The sequence below is a fragment of the Mycetocola sp. CAN_C7 genome, assembly GCF_015752285.1.
Classification (GTDB): domain Bacteria; phylum Actinomycetota; class Actinomycetes; order Actinomycetales; family Microbacteriaceae; genus Mycetocola_A.
Map to the genome: position 1 here is coordinate 129,455 of NZ_JADOUY010000005.1, position 25,426 is coordinate 154,880.

Below are 25,426 nucleotides of genomic sequence, written 5' to 3' on the forward strand. Positions count from 1 at the left end.
GTGCAACCCTAAAAGAGAGACACCTTGCGCATTCATTCTGATCGGAACGGGCGGGGCCCGCTAGTCGTCTCTTTGGGGGACCGGTCATGCGGTGAAATTGCGCCAGCGTCCTGCCCCCGCTGTGAGCGGTGAACGCATCACTCTCTGGCTGCGCTGCCATGCCGACGGGCCGTTCGTCGGAACGGCATCCGCGTTGGCTGCCTCCTCGACGACAGCGGTGGTGAGCACGGCCGTCACTGCAGCGATCTCATCCGGCGTGGGCGAGCCGCGCAGGATGTGCACGTCGATACCGTGCCCGGACTCGTCGTCTGTCGTGAAGCGCTCGGAGCGTGTCGGAGGTGCCGCACGGCGCCCCGTGCGCCTCGCGTGCGGATCGGCGTTCGTCACAGCGGGATGTTTCCGTGCTTCTTCGGCGGCAGGCTGGCCCGCTTGCCCTTGAGCGACCGCAGCGCTTTGATCACGGCGACGCGCGTGGCTGCCGGTTCGATCACACCGTCGAGCTCGCCCCGTTCGGCGGCGAGGAACGGGCTCGCAACGTTGTAGGTGTATTCGTTGGCGAGCTTCGTGCGCACGGCGGCGACATCTTCACCGGCGGCCTCTGCGCGCTTGATCTCGCCGCGGTACAGGATGTTGACGGCGCCCTGGCCGCCCATCACGGCGATCTCCGCCGTCGGCCAGGCCAGGTTGATGTCAGCGCCGAGCTGCTTCGAGCCCATGACGATGTATGCGCCGCCGTACGCTTTGCGCAGGATGACGGTGACGAGTGGCACCGTCGCCTCGGCATAGGCGTAGAGCAGTTTTGCGCCGCGGCGGATCACGCCTGTCCACTCCTGGTCGGTTCCAGGCAGGTAGCCGGGGACGTCGACGAGGGTGAGGATCGGGATGCTGAACGCGTCGCAGAACCGCACGAAACGCGACGCTTTCTCACCGGCCTCGATGTTCAGTGTGCCGGCCATGGCGTTCGGCTGGTTCGCGATGATCCCGACGGTGCGACCCTCGACCCGGGCGAAACCGATGACGATGTTGGGCGCGAACAGTGGCTGCACCTCGAGGAAGTCGCCGTTGTCGACGACGTGCTCGATCACGGTGGTGACGTCGTACGGCTGGTTCGGGGAGTCGGGGATGATCGTGTTCAGCTTGCGGTCGGCATCCGTCGTCTCGAGCTCAACCTCGCTCTCGTACACGGGAAGTTCGGCGAGGTTGTTGTCGGGCAGGAAGCCGATGAGGGTGCGGGCGTAGTCGAGGGCATCCGATTCGTCGCTGGCCAGGTAGTGCGCGACACCCGACCGGGTGTTGTGGGTGAGCGCGCCGCCGAGCTCCTCCATGCCGACGTCTTCACCGGTGACCGTCTTGATGACGTCCGGTCCGGTGACGAACATCTGGCTGGTCTTGTCGACCATGATGACGAAGTCGGTGAGGGCGGGGGAGTAGACCGCTCCACCGGCCGCAGGGCCCATGATGATCGAGATCTGCGGGATGACCCCTGACGCGGCGGTGTTGCGGCGGAAGATCTCGCCGTACTTGCCGAGGGCGACGACGCCCTCCTGGATCCGCGCGCCGCCCGAATCGAGCATGCCGATGATCGGCACGCCCGTCTTGAGCGCGTGATCCATGATCTTGATGATCTTCTCGCCGGCCACCTCGCCGAGCGATCCGCCGAAGATGGTGAAGTCCTGCGAGTAGACGGCGACCTGCCGGCCGTGGATGGTACCGGTCCCGGTGACGACGGCGTCACCGTACGGCCGGGACTTCTCCATGCCGAAGGCGTGTGTGCGGTGCCGCACGAACTCATCGAGTTCGACGAAGCTGCCCGGGTCGAGCAGTTCGGTGATCCGCTCACGTGCGGTCATCTTGCCCTTGGCATGCTGCTTAGCGATCGCGGCATCCCCAGACGCCGTGACGGCCTCGTGGTACCGCTGCTTCAGATCGGCGAGTTTGCCTGCTGTCGTGTACAGGTCGGGGGCGTCGGATACGTCTGGCGTAGCTGCGTCATCGGTCACTTATTCACTCTACTGTGCAGGGATAGGGCTATACCGTTGGCGGATGCCTACAAGGAGGGGTCGGGAGCCTTGTGGACTTGACGCGCGTATCGTGGTGCCATGACCGCCGAGTTCCCCCGCGCCGCCGCTCTCACCTCCCGTTTCGAGATCCTCGCCGAGACCCCGTCGACCAACGACGTTCTCGTCGCTGCTGCAGGCGGGTCAGACGGCTGGCCCGACCTCTCGGTCGTCGTCACCGACACCCAGACAGCGGGGAAGGGCCGACTCGGGCGGTCGTGGCAGAGTCCCGCCGGTTCGGCGCTCGCCGTCTCGGTCCTGGTTCGGGCCGACGCCTCGCTCCGGATCGACGCGCTCGGCTGGCTGCCGCTCGCTGCCGGACTCGCGATGACCCGGGCGGTGCGGGGTGCCCTGCCCGCGCGCACCGATGTGTCACTGAAATGGCCCAACGATGTCCTCGTCGGTGGGCGGAAGGTCTGCGGCGTCCTCTCCGAGCTCGTCGTGGGCGCGACCCCGAGCGTCGTCGTCGGGGCCGGAGTGAACATCACCATGACCGAGGAACAGTTGCCGGTGCCGACGGCGACCTCTCTCGTTCTTGCCGGGGCGGAGCATCCGGACCCCGACGCCCTGCTCGAGGCCTACCTGCGTGAGTTCTTCGCGCTGCTGTCGGCGTTCCGGGCGACGGGTGGAGACGCACAGGCCAGCGGTCTGCAGGCCGCTGTGACGGATGCCTGCGGCACAGTCGGGTCGCGGGTCAGCGTCGAGCTGCCGGGTGGCACCATCCTCGCCGGCGTCGCCAGGGGGATCGACGTCTCCGGTCGTATCGTCGTGCAGGCAGACGGATCCGCTGATCTCACGCCCGTCTCCGCCGGCGACGTGACGCACCTGCGACCGCGCTGAGCATCCGCCCCGCCGGTTGCGCACAGCCGGGCGAAGCCTCCACATTCAGGAGATCTGCCGCGACACGCCGTATGGGAGCGCTCCCACTCCGGCGAGTCGCACAGATCTCCTGAATTTGTGGTCTGCGGCTCCAGTCGCGCGATGGCGGCGGTGCGGTCGGGCTGTCGCGCCGACCGATGGTAGGAATGGAGCATGGCCGAGTACCCGAATGTTCCGGCGAGCCTGCCGCACGACGGTTCCCGACCCGTCCCCACCGAGCGGGTCGTCGCCCGCCTCCGGCCGAATGCCCGGGCGTTGCTCTGGCCGGCGCTGCTGCTCATCGCATTGCCGGGGGCATCCGTTTATGGATTGAGCCTCTTCGCGGAGACCTGGCAGCACGTGGCGATCATCGCCGCCGCCGCCGCGCTCTTCGTGCTGCTCGTGCTCTTCCCGTACATCTTCTGGCTCAACCATCGCTGCACCATCACGACGCGGAGGGTCATCGCCCGCCGTGGGTTCTTCGTCCGCGAACGCCGCGAGATCTTCCACAGCCGCGGCTACCACGTCACCCTTAAGCAGAACTGGGTGCAGAGTGCGTTCCGTTCGGGCGACGTCCTCATCAACTCAGGGGTCGAGAAGCCCCTCGTCCTGCGCGACCTGCCCGGTGCAGAGCAGGTGCTCGACACTCTCCAGGACCTGATCGAGAAGAACCAGGTGACGGTGTCAGGTCATGCCGGTTCGCTCGGAACAGCGACAGCTGCGTTCTGACGCGCCCCAGCTGTCGCCGGCTGGCGGACGGATGCCTTCCTGCTGGGCGAGAAGACCCAGAGGCGGTAGAGCGTGAACCGGAACACGGCGCCGAGCCCGAGCCCGATGACATTGGCCGCGATGTTGTCTGCGAGCACCGAGGTGAACCCGAGCACGTAGTGCGACACCCACAGGCAGGCCAGGCCGATAGCCATGCCGGCGAGCGAGACGGCGAAGAATTCGACGCCTTCTCTCACCGTGTTCGACTGGCGCTCACGTGAGAAGGTCCAGTACCGGTTGCCCAGCCAGTTGGTGATGATGGCGAGGATGGTCGACAGGACCTTCGCGAGAAGCGGACCGGTCTCGACGGCATCCGGTGACAACACGGTCAGCCTGAGCGCGTTGAACACGACGAGGTCGACGAGCAACCCCGCGGCTCCGACGAGCCCGAACTGCGCGGCCTGCACGACGACGCGTCGCACGCGGGCGGGCGGCGCTGTTCGGGTCATGTGTCCTGTTCCGGTTCGGCGGGGGCGGTTGGCGGCCCCGGCGGTTGGGCACTGTGAGGGCGATGCGCGAGGATAGTCTGGCGTACGCAGTTTATGCGACCGGCAGGGGAGCCTCGCTGGGAGTTCGCTGCGTCAGGTGTGTGACATCTACCGCTGGGAGGCGACGGCCGTGGTCCGTGTTGGAGTAATTGGTGGCGGACAGCTCGCCCGGATGATGATCCCGGCGGCGGTGAACCTCGGCATCGACCTGCGAGTCCTCGCGGAGTCCGACGGCATGGCCGCCGGACTGGCCGCGACCGCGGTCGGGGACTACCGCGACGCCGACACAGTGCTCGCGTTCGCCGCGGACGTCGACGTGGTCACGTTCGATCACGAACACGTTCCCCAGGACGTGCTCTCCCGCCTCGTCGACGCCGGAGTGGCCGTGCACCCCGGCCCCGACGCTCTCCTCTACGCCCAGGACAAGCTCCTCATGCGTCAGAAACTCAGCGATCTCGGACTGCCGGTTCCGGTCTGGGCGCGGGTCGAAACGGAAGAGGAGCTTCAGGCGTTCCTCGACGCCAACGGCGGCCGTGCCGTCGTCAAGACACCGCGCGGAGGTTACGACGGTAAGGGTGTGAGGGTCGTTTCCGCAGCAACCGAGGCGACCGACTGGTTCACCGTTCTCGCCGAGAACGGCGCAGGAGACGCGCTCCTCGTCGAGGAACTCGTCGATTTCCGCCGCGAACTGGCCCAGTTGTCTGCCCGCAGACCATCGGGCGACCTCATGCTCTGGCCTGTGGTCGAATCCATCCAGCGTGACGGTGTCTGCGCCGAAATCCTCGCGCCGGCGCCAGGGTCGGCCGGCCGGATCGCCGATGTCGCCGCCCAGATCGCCACCGATGTTGCTACCGGACTCGGGGTCACCGGCGTTTTTGCCGTCGAACTGTTCGAGACCACAGACGACCGACTCCTCGTCAACGAACTGGCCATGCGACCGCATAACTCCGGACACTGGACCCAGGACGGCTCGACGACGAGCCAGTTCGAGCAGCACCTCCGCGCCGTCCTCGATCTCCCCCTGGGCGCTACGGGATGCTGCGAGCCCCACACCGTGATGGTGAACATCCTCGGGGGGCCGAGCGATGGTGCGCTGTCAGACCGGTACGCCGCAGCGATGGGGGTGCACCCCACGGCGAAGATCCACAACTACGGCAAGGACCCGAGGCCGGGCCGCAAGGTGGGACACGTCAACGCGAGCGGCAGGGACCTCGACGTAGTTGCCTACGAAGCGCGCGCCGCAGCGGCTGTTTTTCAGGACTGACATTTACCATAGGCCTCATGCCATTTCACGATTCAGCGCGCCCACTCGTCGGCGTCGTCATGGGCAGCGATTCCGACTGGTCGGTGATGGCTGCCGCCTCCGAGGTTCTCTCCGAGTTCGGAGTCGACCACGAGGTCGAGGTCGTGAGTGCCCACAGGACCCCTGACAAGATGATCGCGTACGGCCGCGAGGCGGAGTCCCGCGGCATCAAGGTGATCATCGCCGGGGCGGGCGGCGCCGCCCACCTGCCAGGCATGCTGGCATCCGTCACGACCCTTCCCGTGGTCGGCGTGCCTGTTCCGCTGTCGAAACTCGACGGTCTCGACTCGCTCCTGTCGATCGTCCAGATGCCCGCAGGCGTTCCCGTCGCCACGGTCTCCATCGGCGGCGCGAAGAACGCAGGGCTGCTCGCCGTGAAGATCCTGGCAACAGCCGATCGCGACCTGACAGCGCGGCTGAGCGACTATTCGGCGTCGCTCGCCACTCTGGTCGACGAAAAGAATCGCGCCCTCAAGTCCAGCCTATGAGCGTCTACGCAGCCAGCCCGATCCGTCACCCGGACCTGCGGGCAATGAGCCTGATGACCAGGCGGGCCTGGTGGCTCGTCGCCCTCAACTTCCTCATCCCCGGGTCCGTGCAGGTTCTCGCCGGTAACAGAAAACTCGGTCGTTTAGGTCTCGGTGCGACCCTGTTCACGTGGCTGCTCGGGGTGCTCGCCGTCCTCGCCTGGTTCCTCTGGCGCACCGCAGCGCTCACCATCGTCACGAACTCGTGGGTGCTCACCGGGGTGCAACTCCTGCTCGCCCTCTACGGCATCCTCTGGCTCGTCCTCACCATCGACACGCTCCGCCTCCTCCGCCTTGTTCGGGCGGCACCGGGGGCACGATTCTGGATCGCCGCATGCACAGTGCTGCTGCTCGTGGTCTCGGTCGGCACCGCAACGGCTGGCGCATACTACGCCGGGATCACCCGCGGCACCCTCCAGTCCATCTTCGGCAACGGGGCATCCGTTCCTCCCGTCGACGGGCGCTACAACATCCTTCTCCTCGGCGCAGACGCCGGGCCCGACCGCGAAGGACTTCGCCCGGACAGCATCTCGGTGGTGTCGCTCGACGCGGAGACCGGCCGGATGACGATGATCGGCCTGCCCCGCGACATGCGGAACGTGCCGTTCTCGGACGACTCCCCAATGAAGGAGCTGTACCCCGACGGCTACCGCCAGTGCGACGTCAGCGCCTGCAAGCTCAACTCCATCTACACCGAGGCCGATCTCCGTCATAAGGATCTCTATCCGGATGCCGCGTCGAAGACGTCGAGCGCCGGGGTCGAAGCGACCAAGGAAGCCGCTGAGGGGATCACCGGGCTCGACATCCAGTACTACGCGCTGATCGACATGCAGGGCTTCTCTGCTCTCATCGACGCGCTCGGCGGAGTGGAGATCACCGTGGAGAAACGACTCCCGATCGGTGGGGACGAGAACCTGCAGGGCGTCGACGAGTGGATCGAGCCGGGCACGCGGGTTCTCAACGGGTACTACGCCCAGTGGTACGCCCGCTCTCGCCACAACACGAGCGACTACGACCGGATGGAGCGGCAGCGCGAACTGCAGACCGCGATCCTCAAGCAGTTCACCCCGGCCAACGTGCTGTCGAAGTTCCAGGCCATCGCGCAGGCGGGTACGCAGGTGATGCGGACGGACATTCCGCAGGACATGCTCGGATACTTCGGCAACCTGGCGATGAAGACGCGGGAACTGCCGACGACATCGGTCGAGCTCACCCCGGAGAACAGCCTCTACCCGGATGAACTCGATTTCGACGACTTCGACGCGATCCGTGCCCTCGTTCGCGCAGACCTGTACCCGCCGACGTCGACGCCCACCCCGACGCCGGAATAGCGCACAGCTGTCCCGTCTAAACTTCTCTTCGTGTCACTGACAGAAACCGTCGAGCCTCGCCAGCGGTCGGGCTCCACGGGATTCCGGCCGGTGCGCTTTCGAGCCGACATCCAGGGGTTGCGCGCGGTCGCCGTGCTCCTCGTCGTGCTCTACCACGCGAACCTCCCTGGATTGTCGGGTGGCTACATCGGGGTCGACGTGTTCTTCGTGATCTCGGGCTTCCTCATCTCCGCCCATCTGCTCGCGTCACTCAGCCGTGACGGCCGGGTGGGCTTCAGCGATTTCTACGCGCGACGGATCCGGAGAATCCTTCCTGCGTCGTTCACCGTGCTCGTGCTCTCGGTCGCGGCGTCGCTCGTCTTCATCCCTCCCCTGAATCTGGGACCTGTCCTGAGGGACGCCCTCGCCACTGCGCTGTACGTGCCGAACTTCCAGTTCGCCAACCGCAGCGTCGACTACCTCTCTGATCCGAACCCGTCGATCTTCCAGCACTACTGGTCCCTCGGCGTCGAGGAACAGTTCTACCTGCTCTGGCCGGCCGTGCTCGTCGTTGCGTTCCTTCTCTTTCGCAAGTCGGGCCGCGGCATCCTTCTCGCCCTCGTCGCGACATTCGTCGTCTCGCTCGCCTTGTGCCTCTGGCTGACTGCGCGTGCCCAGCCATGGGCGTTCTTCATGATGCCGACGCGCGCCTGGGAGTTCGCCATCGGGGGGCTCGTCGCCTACGCCGTCACATCGGCCCGGTTCCGGTTGACACCGCGCCTGGGCGCGATCCTCGGCTGGCTGGGTCTCTCCCTTCTCCTCGCCTGTGCGGTGACCTACGACGACTCCACGATCTTCCCCGGGGCTGCGGCGATCGCCCCTGTCCTGGCAACGGCGCTGCTCGTCCTGGGTGGTTCGACTGCGGCGACACGGTGGAGCGCCGGCGCTGTTCTGAGTGTCAGGCCGATGGTGTTCGTCGGTGCTCTCTCGTACTCGATGTACCTGGTCCACTGGCCGTTGCTGATGATCCCTCAGGTGGCCGTGAGCGACCAGACCGAGCTTCCGCTCGCAACGACCCTGCTCCTGGCTGCTGCGAGTGTTCCACTGGCCTGGCTGATCTACCGTTTCGTCGAGAACCCCGCGCGGTCGTGGAAGCCGCTCACGGCGCGTCGACCCCGCGCCACCCTCTGGCTCGCCCTGGTTGTCACGGTCGTCGTAGCCGCACTGTGTGTGGGCACTGCGCGAGCCGTAGTCGGCCTGCCTTTGGAATCCGGTTCGAGCGCAAGCGCTCCCACCCTCACCGGAGATCTCGACTCAACCGGGTTCGTCCCGGATAACCTTCGGCCGACATTGCGGAACGCCAGCGCAGACAATCCGGCGATCTATGCCAGCGGATGCCACCTGTCCGAAATCGAAACGGATGCGACCGGATGCCAGAGCGGGCCCGCAGATGCCCCTCTCTCGGTCGCGTTGTTCGGCGACTCCCACGCGGCACAGTGGTATCCCGCCCTCGCCGCTCTCGCGGAGGAGGGGAAGATTGCGCTCTCCACCCATACCAAGAGCTCCTGCCCGTCCGCTTCGATCCCGCCGGACGTGCCCGAGCTGCCGTATCCGGAGTGCGACACCTGGCGGATCGGCGTTCTCGACCGGCTCGTCGCTGACCCGCCGGACGTCGTCGTGCTGTCGAATTTTGCTGCCAGCGTCGGTGAGCCCGAGAGTGACGGTTTCGCCGAGATGTGGAGGCAGTCCCTGGAGTCGACGGTCTCCACCCTTGCCGTCGGCTCGAGCGTTGTGGTCCTCGGCGACACGCCGCATTTCGAGATCGCGCCGTCGACCTGTCTTTCCGCCCACGTCGACGATGCGCTCGCGTGTGCCGGAACACCGGAGTCGTCTTTCTGGGCCGGGATAACGGATGCTGAGCGCTCAGCCGCCGACATCGGGGGCGGCAGCTACCTCGACCCCACCGGCTCCCTCTGCGATGCGAACGTCTGCCCTGTCGTGCTCGGCGACGTTCTCGTCTATCGGGACAGTCACCATCTGACTGCGACGATCTCGAAGCTCTTCGCCGACGTTCTCCTCACGCCCCTGCAGCAGGCCGCTGCCCGCTAGGCGAATCCGTCACAGGTCGGCGTGCAGCGCCCAGACCCGTTCGGCCGAGTCGCGCCAGCTGAAGGCACGGGCCCGGTCTGCCCCGGCGACGGCAAGACGGGCGGCCTTGTCCGGATCGTCGAGCACGGAAGAAATCGCCGCAGTGAGGCGCTCGGGGTAACCCTTTTTGCCGCGTTCGACCGCAATACCCGCGCCTCCGGCGACCTCGACGAGGGCGGGGTCATCGGAGTGGACGACCGGTGCGCCGAAGGTGAACGCTTCGACGAGCGGAAGGCCGAAACCCTCGTGCAGGCTCGGATAGATGAACACACGGGCACGGTCGAGAACGACGGCTAGGTCGGCGTCGGAGAGGTACCCGAGCGCGCGGACCCTGCCTTCCGGGAGACCGGCCTCGTCTGCGACAGCCGCGAGGGTGAGTTCGCCCCAGGAATCCGGCCCGAGCACAAGGAGGGGGAGCTCAGGTGCATCCGGCTGGCCGAGGCCGGTGATCAGCGAGGTCAGTCCCCGCCGCGGGTCGAGGGTGCCGACAGCCAGCAGATACTCATCGGGGAGGTCAAGCTGCTCGGCGCGCTCATCGGCATCCGTCGGCAGCACCAGGTTGGACGCAACAGCCCCCGAGATCACCCGGATCCGGTCGCCGAAGTCGAGGATCTCCGAGAGTTGTTCGGCGACGGCGTGCGTGGGAACCACGATGGCATCCGCGTGCTTTCTGGCCCTCTTCGCCATCCCCTTGTGCCAGGCGACGCTGGCAGGAGTGAGCGATTTCGGATGGGTCCAGGCCATCGTGTCATGGATCGTGACCACCATCTGGGTCTGGTCGAACTCACGATGATGGCGCCGAAGTGGGGCGAGCAGGCTGGGGGAGTGGATCATTCCGGTGCCGAGCGTGGGCACGATTCCGAGCTGCCAGGCCGCCGCGAGTTCACGGCGCGGCAGCGTGGTCCTGTGCAGCTGGGCGAGCCCAGGCAGCGCCTGCTCGATCTCGGCGATTTTCTCGGCGGGAAGAGCGGATGCGATGCCCTCGACTGTGCACCCGCGCGGGGCGGTCAGAACCAGTGCCCGAGCGAGTTCTTCGGTATATCGGGAAATTCCGTTCGGGGCCGGTGTGACCATCTGGTCGACCACTATGCGCAGTGTCGTCGCCATTGCAAAACCGCCTTCGTCATTGTCGTCTTCGCCGGTACCAATCTATGCGACACCGAGTACCTCCCGTTTCGGGGAGGGCGCGTTTTGCATGTATGCACATACGATAGGGAGCATGTCTGGGGTTAGAGGGTTTACTCGTGCGCGCGCAAGCGCGCTTTTTCTCATCGGTGTGCTTGTCGCCGCAATCTTCGTTGCGGCACCGCATCCGGCCTCCCAGACTCCGTCTGCAGACGCCGCCACGTTCAGCGCAGGCAACATCATCGACGATGCCGTCTTCTACGACAGCGGTGCGATGTCGGAGTCCGCGATCCAGTCGTTCCTGGTGTCGAAGGGTTCGGCGTGCACGGCCGGTTCCCTGTGCCTGAAGAACTACAAGATCACGACCGGCAACCGGGCCGCAGATGCCATGTGCAAGGCCTACGCCGGTGCGGCGAACGAGACAGCAGCGCGCATCATCTACAAGGTGTCGCAGGCCTGCGGCATCAACCCCCAGGTCTTCCTCGTCATGCTCGAGAAAGAGCAGAGCCTGGTCTCGATGGCCAAACCGACCACCGGCCGGTACAACATCGCCATGGGCTACGGCTGCCCGGACACCGCGCCGTGCGACACGCAGTACTACGGACTCTTCAACCAGATCTACAAGGCCGGATCACAGCTGATCCGCTACACGAACCCGCCTGGAACCTCCAAATACTTCACCTGGTTCGGACCGGGCAAGACGGTCCCGATCCAGTGGCACCCCAACGCGTCCTGCGGTTCAGGGAAGGTCTACGTCGCCAACAAGGCGACGGCGAGCCTTTACTACTACACGCCGTACCAGCCGAACGCCGCGGCGCTCAACGCAGGCTACGGCACAGGGAACAGCTGTTCCGCGTACGGCAACCGGAACTTCTTCAACTTCTTCACGTCGTGGTTCGGCTCGACGAGGGGCACAGGGGTTCATGCCAGCCTGGCCACTTACTACGACAAGAACAAGACAGTCCTCGGCCAGCCCGCCGAATCAGCCGAGACGTATGGCGACGGCGGCATGGGCCAGCGCTTCGACAACTACTGGGTCTACCGGTCCCCGTCCGGCGCCATCACGAAGACGACCGGACGCATCGGACGCGACCACGCGAACGCAGGGGGAGCCGGCGGCCCCCTCGGCTACCCGACAGGCGAATACACCTCGCACTCGAGCGGAGCTAGAAGCCAGACCTTCGAGAACGGCACGTACTACTGGACGACGGAAACCGGTGCGATCTTCACCACCGGCCTCATCCGTGCCGCGCACGATGCGCTCGGTGGTGCAGACGGCTCGCTCGGGATCCCGACATCCGTGTATGGTCCGATCGCTTCGGTCGGGCGCACCCAGGCGTTCGAGAACGGAACCATGTACTGGTCGCCGGACACCGGCGCCCGCGTCACCACCGGCGTCATCGGCCGCGAATACGAGCGTCTCGGCGGACCGGCCGGCCAGCTGGGCTTCCCCGCCGGAGACTACGGCGTGGCACCGAACAACGGTCGAAGCCAGGCCTTCGAGAACGGAACGTACTACTGGTCCACCGGCAACGGTGCGCACTTCATGCTTCGCGAGTTCAATGAGGGCTACCAGAGCCAGGGTGGAGTCACGGGGCCTTACGGGTACCCGATCAGCACGGCGAAGGCCTATACCGGCGGCGGCTTCGGCCAGAACCTCGAGGCAGGCGCGGTCTACTGGTCTCCGGCAACCGGAGCGCGACTGACCAGCGGCGTCATCGGCCGAACCTATCTGGCACTGGGCGGACCGAACGGGATTCTGGGTTACCCGACGGGTGACTACACCACGCGGGCAGACGGTGGTCGGTCGCAGACGTTCCAGAAGGGCACCATTTACTGGTCGTCCGCTACCGGCGCGCAGTACATGCTTGCCGACATGGCGGCCGGCTACTCGAAGCTCTCGGGAACCGGTGGCACGTACGGCTACCCGACCCAGTCGACCGTGGTTCTCGGTGGTGGGTACTCGCAGAAGGTGCAGGCCGGCGTCGCCTACTGGTCGAGCGTCGGCGGCATGCGACTGACGACCGGCAAGATCGGTTCGTCATACATCTCCCTCGGGGGCCCGACCGGATCGCTCGGCTACCCGATCGGTGATTACCTCGCGAACGCCGACGGCACCCGGTCGCAGAAGTTCCAGAACGGGACCCTGTTCTGGTCGGCAGCCCGAGGCGTCTGGCGCGGCTGACCCGGTCGCGCCGGTCCTGCCCGCCTGAGCTGGCGGGTAAACTGGCGTGTGGCCGCGACGGCGGCCCAGGGAGGAACACAGGGTGCGCAGTCGTCAGGTAGTTGCGGTTGTGGTCGCCTACAACCGCCGGGATCTCCTTCGTGAGGTCCTCGACGGACTGCGGTCCCAGTCGCGGAGCCTGGATGCCGTTGTCGTCGTCGACAACGCGTCGAGCGATGACTCCGACGCTGTCGTGCGCGATGTTGCTCCGGACGCCACCCTCATCGAACTCTCGACCAACACCGGAGGTGCCGGCGGCTTCGCGGTCGGGATGGCCGCTGCGCTCGCACGCCACAGCCCCGACTGGATCTGGGTGATGGACGACGACACCGTGCCGGAGGCCGGTGCCCTCGAAGCCCTCCTCTCCACCGTCGACGACTATGACGACGACAGCCTGTGCGCCGTGGGTTCGCGCGTGATCTGGACGAACGGCGCTGAGCATCCCATGAACACGCCCAGACGAAACCCGTTCGCAGGCAAGCGGGAGAAGAGCCGAGCAGAACAGGTCGGCGCAGTGCCCGTGCGCTCGCTGTCGTTCGTCTCGTCGATGTATCGTGCCGACGCCGTCGAACGCCACGGCCTTCCCGTCGTCGACTATTTCCTCTGGAACGACGACTTCGAATTCAGTGCCAGGCTGCTTCGCCATGGCGTCGGCCTCAGCGTTCCGGCAAGCGTGGTCGTCCACAAGACGACGGCTCTCGCATCCACCGATGTCGACCCCGGGCCCCGGTTCCGGCTGGAAGTCCGCAACAAGGTGTGGTTGTTCCGTACCTCAGCCGCACTCGGCGTCGTCGAGAGGGTCCTCTACATCGGAGCATCCATTGCCAGGTGGACACGGACATTCCGTCTGTCGAACGACAGGGCGACGCTCCGGGCAGGGCTGTTTGCCGGTTTGAGGGAGGGATTCGGCCGCAAGCCGCGCCCGAACGCCCGGGTCCTCGGCGGCTCCGGCGTGCCGGATGACGTCCTCTCTGTGCTCGAGCGTCTGCCGGCATGACAGGCACAGATCCGACCGGCGCAGATCCGACCGGCACAGATCCGACCGGCGCAGACACGCCCAACAGACCCGTTCCGTTCTCGCTTCTCCTGCCCGTCTACGAAAAAGATGACCCGGCCCATTTCGCCCGCGCGTTCTCGAGTTCCGTCACGGCGCAAACGCTTCCGCCAGACGAAGTCGTTCTGGTCCAGGACGGCGAGATCCCCGCTCCGCTGCATCAGGCCGTGACCGAGGCGATCGCCTCGACGACCGTCCCGGTCGTCCACGTCCGGATCCCCGACCGTGGCGGTCTCGCTGACGCCCTCACCGCCGGTCTGGCCGCGTGCTCGTTCGACGTCGTCGCCCGAATGGACGCCGACGATGTGTCGCTGTCGAGCAGATTCGAGCGTCAACTGGCTCGCGTGCACGAGGGATTCGATCTGGTCGGCACCGGGATGCTGGAATTCGCCGACGATACGAGTGCCGTTCTCGGCCGTAGAACTCCGCCGATCGGCGCGACCGCGATCGCGAAGTACGCGCGATTCCACGATCCGTTCAACCACCCGACCGTGATGTACCGGCGGGCCGCCGTTGACCGGGCCGGGGGATACGAAGACATCGGGTTGATGGAGGACTACTGGCTCTTCGCGCGGATGATCCACTCGGGCGCTCGAGTGGAGAACCTTCCTGATGCACTGCTGATGTACCGGGTCGGCGCTGGCGCGTACTCGCGTCGCGGTGGCCGCAAACAGTTCGAGGCCGAGCTCAACCTCCAGCGTGCTCTGCGCTCCATCGGCTTCACGACCAGGGCACAGTTTCTCCGCAACATCGCCGTGCGAGGGATCTACCGCTTTGTGCCCGTTGGCATCCGCACGGTCCTCTACCGACGACTGATCGCCCGTGGTTTTCGGAACGACCATTCCTGACGTTCCACATGCTGCCGACTACTATTGACGAGTGTCAGTTCTCGTTACCGGCGGCGCCGGGTACATCGGTAGTCACGTCGTCCGACTTCTTCTCGAGCGGGGAGACGACGTCGTCGTCGTCGACAGCCTCGCCAGCGGCGACCGGTCCCGAATCGGTGATGTCCCGCTTGCCACCATCGACCTTGCCGGTGACGCGGCGGTCGCTGCCTTGCGCGCCGTTCTCACCGAACACGAGGTTACGGCGGTTGTTCACCTCGCTGCGCTGAAGCAGGCGGGTCAGTCCGTCGAACAGCCGGCTCGCTACTATCGCGAAAACATCGGCGGGCTCGCGAATGTGTTCGCCGCGATCGACGGCAGCGACGTCGATCGGTTCGTCTTCTCGTCGTCCGCAGCCGTGTACGGCAACCCGGACAGCTTCCCGGTCACCGAGGAGATGCCGACGAGACCCATCAATCCGTACGGCGAAACGAAACTCGCCGGAGAATGGCTCGTCGCGTCCGCCGGTCGCGCCCTCGGTATCAACACGGCGAGCCTGCGCTATTTCAACGTCGCCGGTGCGGGCTGGCCTGAACTCGGGGATTCCGTGCCGATGAACCTGCTCACCCTCGCCATCGATGCCGTGCACCGTGGTGAACAGCCGCGCGTGTTCGGGCACGACTTCGACACCCCGGACGGCACCGGTGTTCGGGACTACGTGCACGTCCTCGACCTCGCTGATGCCCACATCGCCGCCCTCGACTACCTGCAGCGGGCCGATGAGCGTTCGACGGTTCTCAACGTCGGAACCGGCACAGGTGCGAGCGTCCTCGACGTTCTCACCCAACTCTCCGAATCGAGCGGCCGTGAGCTGTCGCCCCTGTTGATGGATCGCCGACCCGGCGACCCCGGTGCGGTCATCGCTGACGTCTCCCGGATGAGCGAGAAACTCGGCTGGCGGGCACGCCGCGGACTGGAAGACATGGTCGGCTCCGCCTGGCAGGCGTCAGAGCAGGCCAGGCAGGGTGCTCAGCCGTGAGTAGCGAATTGCGCCTGGACGTCGAGATGATGCGGTGAACTGGCTTCTCGCTCTGCCGGTGCTCGTCGTCGCCGTCGGAGTCCTCTATTTGCCGGGTCTCGCGCTGCTGGTCGCCGCAGGAGCCAGAGGGTTCCTGCTCTACGTCGCTGCACCCGCTGTGTCCGTCGCCGCCGTCGCGGTGCTGGCCATCGTTTTCCCTTACCTGAATCTGACCTGGACGGTTCCCCTCGTCCTGCTTGTCCTTGCCGGACTCGTGGCGGTCGTCGCGGTGATCCGGCGAATCGTTGCGGGATCATGGGCTGTCAGGCGGGTCGAACAGAATGCCGTCACTGCGCTCTGGACGGTCGCGGGGCTCGCTACTGCCGCAGTCGTCATCACAGCGCAATTGATCATCGTCATCGGCGAGCCGGCGAACATGTCGCAGACATTCGACGCAGCCTTCCACCTCAACGGCGTCAAGTTCATCCTGGATACCGCGAATGCGTCGTCCTTCCATCTCTCCGGGCTGATCCTTCCCGAAGGCGCATCGAGCTTCTACCCGGCCGCCTGGCACGGGATCGTGTCTCTGGTGTCCGCGTCATCGGGCGGGGGGATCCTCGTCGCGGCGAACATGGTCAACATCGTCATCGCCGCAGCCGTCTGGCCGGCCGGTGTGATGATGCTGACCCGTGTCTTCGTTCCTGGCAGCAGAGTCGCGATCGTCGCAGCGGGGATCGTCAGTGCAGGCATCCCGGGGTTCCCGTTGCTGCCGCTCGACTACGGCGTCCTGTACCCGTACTTCCTGGCGCTCGCGTTCATCCCGCTCGCTCTCGCCCTCGCGCTGTCGTTCACGCGTCTGGTGTCCTTCCCCTTCGACGCGCCGATTCTCCTTCGCGCACTGGCCCTGATGGCGACACTTGCAGCCATGGGGCTTGCGCAGTCTGCGGCGGTCTTCGCCTGGGCGGCGATGCTGGTGCCTGTGCTGCTGGCCGTCGTGATCGACGTCTGGCGGCGGCATCCGTCTTCGCGTCTTCGCTGGCCGGTGCTTCTCGCCGGCGGTGCCGCACTCGCTGTGCTCGCGGTGGCGTGGTATGTGATCGGCCGGCTGGGCAACACGGCACCGTGGGACGCCTACGCGACCCCGCTCTATGCGCTGGTCGAGCTCTTCAGCAACTCGAGGGAGGGGGCAGCCCCCGCGCTCGTGATCAGTATCCTCACCGTCATCGGTCTCGTGGCCGTTCTCCGCGGTGGACGGTGGTGGATCGCCGGCATGTGGACTGTGGCCGCTGCTCTGTTCATTCTCGGCGCGTCCCTGCCGTACGGCGACCTGCGCAACGTGGCGATCGGGCTCTTCTATAAAGACACCCCACGCTTGACGGCGCTTCTCGGAACCATCGCCGCCCCGCTCGCGGCCCTCGGTGTCGTGGCGGTGTGGACCTGGGCCGCCGGCCGGCTCGCGCCCGAGCTCTTCGCCCGCTTGCGCAGCGGTCGGACGCCGCTCGTCGTCCCGGTCATCGCCGGGGTGCTGCTTCTCGCGACGACCCAGGGCGGCATGCAGGCCGCTGTCGTCGAAGCACGGCCGAAGTATGCCATGACCGAGTGGTCACCGATCTTGTCGATCGACGAGCGCAGCCTGCTGGAACGGCTGCACGAGAACGTGCCAGAGGATGCCGTCGTCGCCGGCAATCCCTGGACGGGAGCATCGCTTGCCTACGCGGTCGGCGACCGGCGCGTGCTCAACCCGCACTTCAACGTGTCCGCCGAGCCCGATCACGTCCTGATCAACATGCGCCTCAACGAGGCAGCGTCCGACCCGGCCGTGTGTGACGCCGTGACGACCCTCGGTGTCGGCTACGTGCTCGATTTCGGGGTGTACACGAGGGATGCCGGTGGAACGCTGTCGTTCGACAGCACGACGAACTACAAGGGATTCCTCGATCTCGCCGAGTCAGGCGTCGTCGAGGAGATCGATCGCGAAGGCGACAAGGTCCTCTACCGGATCACGGCCTGCGAGTAGGTCCTGTCTGAGCCGAAGCCGGGACGGATCAGTTCGGGTCGTCCTGACGATTCGTGGCATCCTCGATGCGCGCTTCGGCGAGAGCGAGCTCGCGGGCGAGGCGCGTCAGTTTACGGTCGAGTTGCACGTTGCGGCGATAGGTCGTGGAGACATAGATGAGGAACGAAAGCACGAAGCCGTAGAGCAGAAGGTCGGTGCCACGCCCGACGCCGACGAGATTCGCGACCCAAGTCAGCCACTGCGGAAAGATGATCGAGCCGATGGCGACGACGACGAAGGCAGCAAGGAACAGGCGGCGAAGCGCCAGATGGCTGTCCCGCCCGGACGGCCGCGTGAGGAAAAGGCCGACGACGACGACTCCGACGACGAGAATGATCTGAATCCACATGGTCATCGTCCTAACGCACGAGAAGGTCGACGAGGATGTTGACCGAGTTCAACACTGACTGGCCCTTCCCCTTCGAATAGTCGGTGTACAGGAGTTCGACGGGGTATTCCTCCCACGGAAGCTTCGTCTTCCCCAGCTGGTGCACGATCTCCGTCGCGTGCGCCATCCTGTCCTGCTGCAGGTCGATGAGGCTGGCGGCATCTGTCCGGATCACCCGCAGGCCGTTGTGCGCGTCAGTGAGGCGCAATCCCGTCGTGCGGTTCGTCACCCAGACGGCCGTCTTGAGGATGACTTTCTTGAGCCAGCCGGGCTTGGTGCGGTCGTCGAGGAAGCGGGAGCCGAAGATGATGGCGACGTCGTGCTCGCGTGCGGCACGGAGCATGCCATCGGCATCCTCGATCCGGTGCTGGCCGTCGGCGTCGAAGGTGACGATGTAGCGGGCTTCCGGCTTCTGCGTGACATAGGAAAGGCCGGTCTGCAGAGCGGCGCCCTGGCCGAGGTTCACCGGGTGACGGATGACGCGGGCGCCTGCCGCCGCAGCAACCGCCGCCGAACCGTCTGTGCTGCCGTCGTCGATGCAGACCACGTGCACGAAGCGCTCGAGCAGCTCGTCGACGACACGACCGATGACCGTCGCCTCGTTGTAGAGGGGAATGATGATCCAGGCTTCGGAGTCCCGTTCGACGGCAGCGTCTGGCTCGATCGAAGCGGCGGGGGTCATACGCCCATTGTGACAGAACGTTATAGTCTTGGTGCGCACCAGCCGACGAAAGAATGTGTGCGAGGAGCCCACTTGAGTATTCACCCCACCGCCAGAATCGTGCCGTCAGCAGACGTCTCCGACCAGGCGGACATCGGCGAAGGAAGCTCGGTCTGGCACCTCGCGCAGGTCCGCGAAGAGGCCTCGCTCGGTCGCAACTGCATCATCGGACGTGGCGCATACATCGGCACAGGCGTCGTACTCGGCGACAACTGCAAGGTTCAGAACTATGCGCTGGTCTACGAGCCGGCGACGCTGGGCAACGGCGTCTTCATCGGACCCGCCGTCGTTCTCACCAATGACACCTACCCCAGGGCGATCAACCCGGACGGCTCGCAGAAGAGCGCGCACGACTGGGAGCCCGTCGGCGTGACGATCCGAGAGGGTGCTGCGATCGGCGCGCGCGCCGTCTGCGTCGCCCCCGTCACGATCGGCGCCTGGTCGACGATCGCGGCCGGTGCTGTCGTCACCCGCGATGTTCCCGACTTCGCCCTCATGGTCGGAGTCCCCGCCAAGCGCATCGGATGGGTCGGAAAAGCCGGCCTCCGACTGACCGAAACGGATGCCGGTTGGCAGTGCCCGGAAACCTCGGCACTGTACGAAGAAATCGACGGCACACTCAGAGAGGTAGTCGCACATGACTAAGTCCTTCATCCCCCCGGCCAAGCCGATCATCGGCGACGAGGAACGCGAGGCCGTCGATCGCGTCCTCCGCTCGGGGATGGTCGCCCAAGGGCCCGAGGTCGCCGCGTTCGAGAGCGAGTTCGCCGACGTCATGGTGCAGGGGAGGGCAAGCGTTGCGGTCAACTCAGGAACCTCCGGGCTCCATCTCGGCCTTCTGGCCGCCGGAATCGGCGCCGGCGACGAAGTCATCGTCCCGTCGTTCACCTTCGCAGCGACAGCCAACTCCGTTGCGCTCACTGGGGCGACGCCGGTGTTCGTCGACATCGAGCCCTCGCAGTTCACGCTCGACCCGGTCGCGGTCGAAGCCGCGATCACCAGCCGCACCAGGGCGATCATGCCCGTGCACCTCTACGGTCACCCGGCTCACCTCACCGAGTTGATGGCACTGGCCGCGAAGCACGACCTCGACCTGTATGAAGACGCCGCCCAGGCGCACGGTGCTGAACTCGACGGTAAGCGCGTCGGAACGTTCGGCCGGTTCGGCATGTTCAGCCTCTACCCGACCAAGAACATGACGAGCGGGGAGGGCGGCATGGTCACCTGCGACAGCGACGAGTTCGTACGGAGGGTCAAGCTGTTCAGGAACCAGGGCATGGAGACCCAGTACCAGAACGAGGTCGTCGGGCTGAACAACCGCATGACCGACATTCACGCCGCCATCGGGCGCGTGCAGCTGACCAAGGTCGGCGCCTGGACGGCGACCCGCCAGCAGAACGCCGCATTCCTCGACGCGAACCTCGAGGGTGTCACCGTCCCCCCGGTCGCCGCCGGTGCCGTGCATGTGTACCACCAGTACACGATCCGCGTCCCGGAAGACCGCGACGGTTTCGTCGCGGCGCTGAAGGAGGAGTACCAGGTCGGCTCCGGCGTGTACTACCCGGTCCCCAACCACCGACTCCCGTCGCTCACCCACTTCGCTCCCGGTCTCGACCTCCCCGAGACCGAGCGGGCCGCGGCAGAAGTCGTGTCGCTGCCGGTTCACCCGTCGCTGTCCCAAGATGACCTGGCACGCATCGTCGACGCCGTCAACTCCGTCGCGAAGGCCGGCGCATAGTGGCCGAGTTGCGGGTCGGGCTCCTCGGAGTCGGCCAGATGGGCCGGCACCACGCCCGGGTCCTCCGCGAACTTCCCGGCGTCGACCTCGTCGCCATCGCCGATCCAGGCGGAGATCCGCACGGTGTCGCCGGCTCTCTGGCAGTCCTGCCGGACATCGATGCGCTCATCGCAACGGGCATCGACATGGCCGTCGTCGCTGTACCGACGGCCTTCCACGAGGCAGCTGCACTGACGCTCGCGGAAGCCGGTGTGCACACGCTGGTCGAGAAGCCGATCGCGCATTCGGTCGAGGCCGGACAGCGCATGGTCGACGCGTTCAAGGCCAAGGGCCTCGTCGGCGCGGTCGGGCACATCGAACGCTTCAACCCGGCGCTACAGGAACTCCGTCGCCGGATCGCAGCGGGAGACGTCGGTGAGGTCTACCAGATCGCCACCCGTCGCCAGGGTCCGTTCCCGTCGCGCATCGCCGACGTCGGCGTCGCGAAGGATCTCGGATCGCACGACGTCGACCTCACCGCGTGGGTGGCCCAGTCGCCGCACAAGACGATCTTCGCTCAGACGATGCACAAGAGCGGGCGCGATTACGAAGACATGATCCTCGCCACCGGCCGGCTCGAGAACGGCATCATCGTCAACCACGTCGTCAACTGGCTCTCCCCGATGAAGGAGCGCGTCACGATCGTCACCGGTGAACGGGGCGCATACATCGCCGATACCAACAGTGGAGACCTGACCTTCTACGCAAACGGCACCTTCCCGACGGAGTGGGAGTACGTCTCCGCATTCAGGGGAGTCTCCGAAGGAGACGTCACCAGGTTCGCGCTCAACAAACGCGAACCGCTCCGGGTGGAGCACGAAGCCTTCCGTGACGCTGTCCTCGGGCTGCGCACCGATGTCGTCACCATGGAAGAGGGGCTGCGCACGCTCGCCGTGGTCGAAGGGATCATCGAGTCCGCCAGGACGGGTGAGTCGGTCGAGTTCTAGGCAGATGCGCGTCACCATCGCGAGTCGGATCTTCTCGCCCGATCCTGCCGCCGCATCATTTCGGCTCGCCGCTCTCGCCAACGGGCTGACCGAGGCGGGAGCGCGCGTCAGGGTCATCACGACGACCACGCGCTCCTCGGAACCGGCGGCGACGTCGACGGGTGTCGACGTGAGACGATTCCCGGTGCTCAGGGATCGCGACGGATACGTCAGGGGGTACCTGCAGTACCTCAGCTTCGACATCCCGCTGTTCTTCCGGCTGCTTCTCTCGCCCCGGCCGGACGTGTATGTGAGCGAGCCGCCTCCGACGACCGGGGTCGTCGTCCGAGTCGTTTCTGCCCTGACCCGTGTTCCCTACGTCTATTACGCTGCAGACATCTGGTCGGATGCCGCGGAGTCGACGGGGGCACCTCGCTTCGTCGTCCGGATGCTTCGCCTGGTCGAATCGCATGTGCTCAGGCACGCGCGTCGGGTGATCGCCGTCAGCGATGGCGTCGCCAGGCGCGTCGATGAGCTCTCAGGATCCGGGCGGACCTCTGTCGTCCCGAACGGAATCGACACCTCCATATTTTCCCCCGGCGACCCCGGCAGAGAGGCCGCACCCGTCATCATCTATGCGGGCACAACATCGGAGTGGCAGGGGGCGGATATTTTCGTCCGTGCGATGCCTGCGGTTCGTCGCCAGATCCCCGGGGTGAAGCTGGTTTTCCTGGGGCAGGGGAGCGCCTGGGAATCCCTCGAGGAGCTTGCGGCCGAGGTCGCACCGGGCGCCGTCGACTTCCACGGGGTGGTTGCACCTGAGCGCGCTGCGGAGAGCCTCCGCGGAGCGAGGGTTGCCGCCGTCAGCCTGAAGCCGGGGCAGGGCTACGATTTCGCCATCCCGACGAAGATCTTTGCCGCCGTCGCATGTGGAACCCCGGTGCTCTTCACCGGCCAGGGGCCCGCTGCCACGATCATCGAGTCCGCCGATATCGGACTGGCCGTCGACTATCAGGTGGAGGCGGTCGCGAACGCGCTCACGGTGATGCTGAGCGTCGACAGCCGCTGGGACCCCCAGCGACTGGCTGAATGGTGCCGGGAGAACGCCTCGCTGCAGACCGCGGGTCGACGGGCCGCCCAGGTGGTATCGGACGCCGGATCGGCATCTCTGTGACCCGCAGACCGCCAACAGCGGCCGGACAGGCCGGGAACGCGAATAATGAACGCACACCTACGACCAGTCGGGAACTGAGCATGCCAACCAGCACCACGGATCTCCTGCCGACGATCGACGGCCGACGTCCCCGCATCGCCTTCGTCGTCTACAACGACACTTACGCAGACACCCGCGTCCTCAAGATCGCTGCGACGGTCGCAGACGCGGGGGCGGACGTCCGGATCTTCGCGTTCTCGTCGCGGACCGGTCACTTCGGTCCTGGGCTTGAAACCGGTCCGGTCGAGATCGACCGGGTTCCCCTGCGCGAGATCGCCCACCTCCTGACCAGGTGGGGGCTGTCTGCCCGTCGTCTTCTCGGTCGCCCGGTTCCGACGTATGCCCCGACTGCCCGGACGGACGAATCCGTCGCAGCCCCTGCAGCTGTGGTCTCGTCCTCACCGCAGGCCGCACCGGCCGGTGCGCCAGCGGCATCCGTCCCGTCGAAGCCGGCAGGCGCCAAGAACATGGCCATCGACCTGTGGCGCCGCGCCGACGCCACCATCAAACAGGGGTCCTTCTGGATCCGCGCGCGTTCGCACATGGCGGCCTGGGGCCCCGACCTCATCCACGCCCACGACGCGAACACGCTCGTCGCTGCCCTGTCGGCATCGAGACGACTCGGTATTCCGTATGTATACGACTCTCACGAACTCTGGACCGAACGCAACATCCGGGCGGACAGACCGGTCGCAAAACGCTTCGAGCGGTTGTACGAACGCATCGGTGCCAAACGCGCCGGCGCCGTCGTCACCGTTTCGCCCAGCATCGCCGACTGGCTGAAGAAGCGGTTCAGGCTCAAAGCCCGGCCTGTGCTGGTGCGGAACATCCCGCTCTTCACCGGACAGGTTCCCGAGCCATCGGCCGGTCGCCTCCGCGAACTGGCTGCGTTGACCAGCGATGACCGTGTGCTCGCCTACTGCGGCGGCATCACGACCAACAGGGGCATCGAGGAGACGATCGACGCCCTGCCTCTGTTGCCGGAGAGCGTGCATTTCGTTCTGCTCGGCTTCGGATCAGAGGTGTACCGTGCCGGCCTCGACGCCCGCGTCAGGCGTCTCGGGCTCACCGACCGGGTCCACTTCGTCGGTGCTGTGCCGTCAGCCGAAGTCTCCACCGCCCTCGCCGACGCCGACGTGTCGCTTGTCCTCACCCGTCCGGCCTGTCTCAGCTACGAGTACTCCCTGCCGAACAAGCTCTTCGAGTCGATCCAGGCCGGGCTCCCCATCGTTGCCACCGACCTGGTCGACGCTGCAGCGCTCGTCCGTCAGTACGACGTCGGCGAAATCGTCGCAACCGACATGCCGGCGAGCGCTCTGGCCGAGGCGATCACCGCAGCCCTCGCGTCGACGGACGAACGGCGAGCGTCGATCAGGCGGGCAGCACCCGAGCTCACGTGGCAGGGCGAGTCGGCGAGGCTCCTCGGGGTCTACCGGTCGCTGCTGACGGGCCGGCGCGGTAGCGGAACCCGCCGCAGGCGAAAGTAATGGGAAACTGGGATCGTGCCTTCACCGACTCAGCTCCTCATCGTCTCCTTCTCGCCGATCGCCACCGACGCGCGCGTGCTCAAGCAGGTCGAACGCTTCAGCTCGCAGTATTCGGTGACAACCTGCGGGTACGGACCGAAACCTGAGGGCGTGAACGAGCACATCCGAATTCCGGATGACGTGCCGGCGAACGACCTGAACGGTCGCCTCATCACCCTCCACCTCTACTCCCGCGCATACTGGACCCTCGGAGCGGTGTCCTGGGCGAAGAAAGCCCTGTCCGGTCGCCGCTTCGACGTGATTCTCGCGAACGATGTGGAGACGGTACCACTGGCGCTCACCCTCCGCCCGGCCCGCGGTATCCACGCCGACCTGCACGAGTACAGTCCTCGCCTGCACGCGGAGTTCGAGGGCTGGCTCCGCCGGATCGCCCCGTATTACGAATGGATGTGCCGCCGATACGTGCGAAAAGCGCAATCGTGGACGACGGTCGGCGAAGGTCTGGCGAAGGAGTACAAGAAGAACTTCGGCTTCGAGCCGCTTGTGGTGACCAACGCGGCTCCGTTCGCGGCGATGGACCCGCAGCCGGTCGACCGACCGATCCGGCTCGTCCATAGCGGCGCAGCCCTGCGCAAGCGGAACATCCACACCCTCATCACGGCGGTCGCCGGTTCGTCCGCCGACGTGACGCTCGACCTCTTCCTCACCCCCAACGACCCCGCATACCTCGCGGAACTCCGGGCGGCAGCGGGCGAGTCCGACCGGATCACCCTGCACGACCCGGTGCCGTATTTTGACCTGGTGCGCACGCTCAACGCCTTCGACGTCGGGGTGCATTTCCTGCCCCCGGTGAACTTCAACAACGAGTGGGCGCTGCCGAACAAGCTGTTCGACTATGTTCAGGCCCGGCTGGGAATTATCGTCGGACCGTCGGCCGAGATGGCGAAATACGTGGAACGCTACCGACTCGGCGTCATTGCAGACGACTTCAGCATCGGTGCACTGCAGGCTGCGATCACCGGTCTGAACGTTGAGGACGTCGCCGTGTACAAATCTAGTGCTGATACCGCAGCAGACGAGCTGTCTGCCGCCAGGCAGGTCGATGTGTGGGACGGCTGCGTGGCCGGACTCGCCAGCTGAGCAAGCCGTCGGTC

General features: G+C 66.1%; 23 protein-coding genes. 17 read left to right on the forward strand and 6 right to left on the reverse strand.

Annotated elements, in window-relative coordinates; translation table 11 throughout:
• Window positions 1-84: 84 nt before the first annotated feature.
• A complete protein-coding gene (locus tag IWX78_RS12440) occupies window positions 85-387 on the reverse strand; it encodes an acyl-CoA carboxylase subunit epsilon (protein ID WP_334684721.1) in 303 nt (100 codons plus the stop codon).
• Window positions 384-2,000 (reverse strand): acyl-CoA carboxylase subunit beta, encoded by a 1,617-nt coding sequence (locus IWX78_RS12445; RefSeq protein ID WP_196833861.1) that lies wholly within the window; start codon window positions 1,998-2,000, stop codon window positions 384-386. The genes IWX78_RS12440 and IWX78_RS12445 overlap by 4 nt, the downstream gene beginning before the upstream one ends.
• A 99-nt stretch (window positions 2,001-2,099) precedes the next feature.
• On the opposite strand from IWX78_RS12445, the gene IWX78_RS12450 reads away from it, so the two are divergent.
• Together IWX78_RS12450 and IWX78_RS12455 are read left to right on the forward strand one after the other, a co-directional pair.
• A complete protein-coding gene (locus IWX78_RS12450; protein ID WP_196833862.1) occupies window positions 2,100-2,897 on the forward strand; it encodes a biotin--[acetyl-CoA-carboxylase] ligase in 798 nt (265 codons plus the stop codon).
• A gap of 192 nt (window positions 2,898-3,089) precedes the next feature.
• Entirely contained in the window at window positions 3,090-3,644 is a 555-nt protein-coding gene (locus tag IWX78_RS12455) for a PH domain-containing protein (protein ID WP_196833863.1), read from the forward strand.
• Here IWX78_RS12455 and IWX78_RS12460 read toward each other — a convergent pair.
• Window positions 3,605-4,132 carry a GtrA family protein gene (locus tag IWX78_RS12460; RefSeq protein ID WP_196833864.1) on the reverse strand — a complete coding sequence of 176 codons (528 nt, stop codon included), beginning with the start codon at window positions 4,130-4,132 and terminating at the stop codon, window positions 3,605-3,607. The genes IWX78_RS12455 and IWX78_RS12460 overlap by 40 nt on opposite strands.
• Before the next feature lie 136 nt (window positions 4,133-4,268).
• Here IWX78_RS12460 and IWX78_RS12465 point away from each other — a divergent pair, with 136 nt between their 5' ends.
• From IWX78_RS12465 to IWX78_RS12480, 4 genes are read left to right on the forward strand one after another with little or no spacing between them, the layout of a single operon-like run.
• Window positions 4,269-5,435 (forward strand): 5-(carboxyamino)imidazole ribonucleotide synthase, encoded by a 1,167-nt coding sequence (locus IWX78_RS12465; protein ID WP_334684722.1) that lies wholly within the window; start codon window positions 4,269-4,271, stop codon window positions 5,433-5,435.
• 17 nt (window positions 5,436-5,452) lie between these two features.
• Window positions 5,453-5,962, forward strand: a complete 510-nt coding sequence (gene purE / locus IWX78_RS12470; RefSeq protein ID WP_196833865.1) for a 5-(carboxyamino)imidazole ribonucleotide mutase — start codon at window positions 5,453-5,455, stop codon at window positions 5,960-5,962.
• Entirely contained in the window at window positions 5,959-7,332 is a 1,374-nt protein-coding gene (locus tag IWX78_RS12475; protein ID WP_334684723.1) for an LCP family protein, read from the forward strand. Before purE ends, IWX78_RS12475 begins: the two co-directional genes overlap by 4 nt.
• A 30-nt stretch (window positions 7,333-7,362) precedes the next feature.
• Entirely contained in the window at window positions 7,363-9,420 is a 2,058-nt protein-coding gene (locus tag IWX78_RS12480; RefSeq protein ID WP_334684724.1) for an acyltransferase family protein, read from the forward strand.
• A gap of 9 nt (window positions 9,421-9,429) precedes the next feature.
• On the opposite strand, the gene IWX78_RS12485 is transcribed toward IWX78_RS12480, so the two are convergent.
• On the reverse strand, window positions 9,430-10,566 hold the full coding sequence (locus tag IWX78_RS12485; RefSeq protein ID WP_196833866.1) for a glycosyltransferase family 4 protein: 1,137 nt from the start codon (window positions 10,564-10,566) through the stop codon (window positions 9,430-9,432).
• 112 nt (window positions 10,567-10,678) lie between these two features.
• On the opposite strand from IWX78_RS12485, the gene IWX78_RS12490 reads away from it, so the two are divergent.
• The 5 genes from IWX78_RS12490 to IWX78_RS12510 all read left to right on the forward strand — a co-directional run bounded on the left by IWX78_RS12490 (window position 10,679) and on the right by IWX78_RS12510 (window position 17,721).
• Entirely contained in the window at window positions 10,679-12,769 is a 2,091-nt protein-coding gene (locus IWX78_RS12490; protein ID WP_196833867.1) for an LGFP repeat-containing protein, read from the forward strand.
• An 82-nt stretch (window positions 12,770-12,851) separates the two neighbouring features.
• A complete protein-coding gene (locus IWX78_RS12495; RefSeq protein ID WP_196833868.1) occupies window positions 12,852-13,805 on the forward strand; it encodes a glycosyltransferase in 954 nt (317 codons plus the stop codon).
• On the forward strand, window positions 13,802-14,710 hold the full coding sequence (locus IWX78_RS12500; protein WP_196833869.1) for a glycosyltransferase: 909 nt from the start codon (window positions 13,802-13,804) through the stop codon (window positions 14,708-14,710). Before IWX78_RS12495 ends, IWX78_RS12500 begins: the two co-directional genes overlap by 4 nt.
• A 31-nt stretch (window positions 14,711-14,741) precedes the next feature.
• Window positions 14,742-15,725, forward strand: coding sequence for a UDP-glucose 4-epimerase GalE (gene galE / locus IWX78_RS12505; protein ID WP_196833870.1), 984 nt, complete (start codon window positions 14,742-14,744; stop codon window positions 15,723-15,725).
• 34 nt (window positions 15,726-15,759) lie between these two features.
• Complete coding sequence (locus IWX78_RS12510; protein ID WP_196833871.1) at window positions 15,760-17,721, forward strand: DUF6541 family protein; 1,962 nt, start codon at window positions 15,760-15,762, stop codon at window positions 17,719-17,721.
• Between the two features lie 28 nt (window positions 17,722-17,749).
• Here IWX78_RS12510 and IWX78_RS12515 read toward each other — a convergent pair whose 3' ends face one another.
• The gene (locus IWX78_RS12515) at window positions 17,750-18,115 is read right to left on the reverse strand and encodes a DUF2304 domain-containing protein (RefSeq protein ID WP_334684725.1); all 366 of its coding nucleotides are present in this window, start codon (window positions 18,113-18,115) and stop codon (window positions 17,750-17,752) included.
• Between the two features lie 4 nt (window positions 18,116-18,119).
• Window positions 18,120-18,830 (reverse strand): glycosyltransferase family 2 protein, encoded by a 711-nt coding sequence (locus tag IWX78_RS12520; protein ID WP_196833872.1) that lies wholly within the window; start codon window positions 18,828-18,830, stop codon window positions 18,120-18,122.
• 72 nt (window positions 18,831-18,902) lie between these two features.
• On the opposite strand from IWX78_RS12520, the gene IWX78_RS12525 reads away from it, so the two are divergent.
• The 6 genes from IWX78_RS12525 (at window position 18,903) to IWX78_RS12550 (ending at window position 25,412) form a co-directional block, all read left to right on the forward strand.
• Window positions 18,903-19,514, forward strand: coding sequence for an acyltransferase (locus IWX78_RS12525; protein ID WP_334684726.1), 612 nt, complete (start codon window positions 18,903-18,905; stop codon window positions 19,512-19,514).
• Window positions 19,507-20,607 (forward strand): DegT/DnrJ/EryC1/StrS family aminotransferase, encoded by a 1,101-nt coding sequence (locus IWX78_RS12530; protein WP_196833873.1) that lies wholly within the window; start codon window positions 19,507-19,509, stop codon window positions 20,605-20,607. The genes IWX78_RS12525 and IWX78_RS12530 overlap by 8 nt, the downstream gene beginning before the upstream one ends.
• Window positions 20,607-21,593 (forward strand): Gfo/Idh/MocA family oxidoreductase, encoded by a 987-nt coding sequence (locus IWX78_RS12535; RefSeq protein WP_196833874.1) that lies wholly within the window; start codon window positions 20,607-20,609, stop codon window positions 21,591-21,593. Before IWX78_RS12530 ends, IWX78_RS12535 begins: the two co-directional genes overlap by 1 nt.
• A 4-nt stretch (window positions 21,594-21,597) precedes the next feature.
• Window positions 21,598-22,746, forward strand: a complete 1,149-nt coding sequence (locus IWX78_RS12540) for a glycosyltransferase family 4 protein (RefSeq protein ID WP_196833875.1) — start codon at window positions 21,598-21,600, stop codon at window positions 22,744-22,746.
• A gap of 80 nt (window positions 22,747-22,826) precedes the next feature.
• Window positions 22,827-24,272, forward strand: a complete 1,446-nt coding sequence (locus tag IWX78_RS12545) for a glycosyltransferase (protein WP_196833876.1) — start codon at window positions 22,827-22,829, stop codon at window positions 24,270-24,272.
• A 15-nt stretch (window positions 24,273-24,287) separates the two neighbouring features.
• Window positions 24,288-25,412, forward strand: coding sequence for a glycosyltransferase family 1 protein (locus tag IWX78_RS12550; protein ID WP_196833877.1), 1,125 nt, complete (start codon window positions 24,288-24,290; stop codon window positions 25,410-25,412).
• Window positions 25,413-25,426 lie beyond the last annotated feature (14 nt).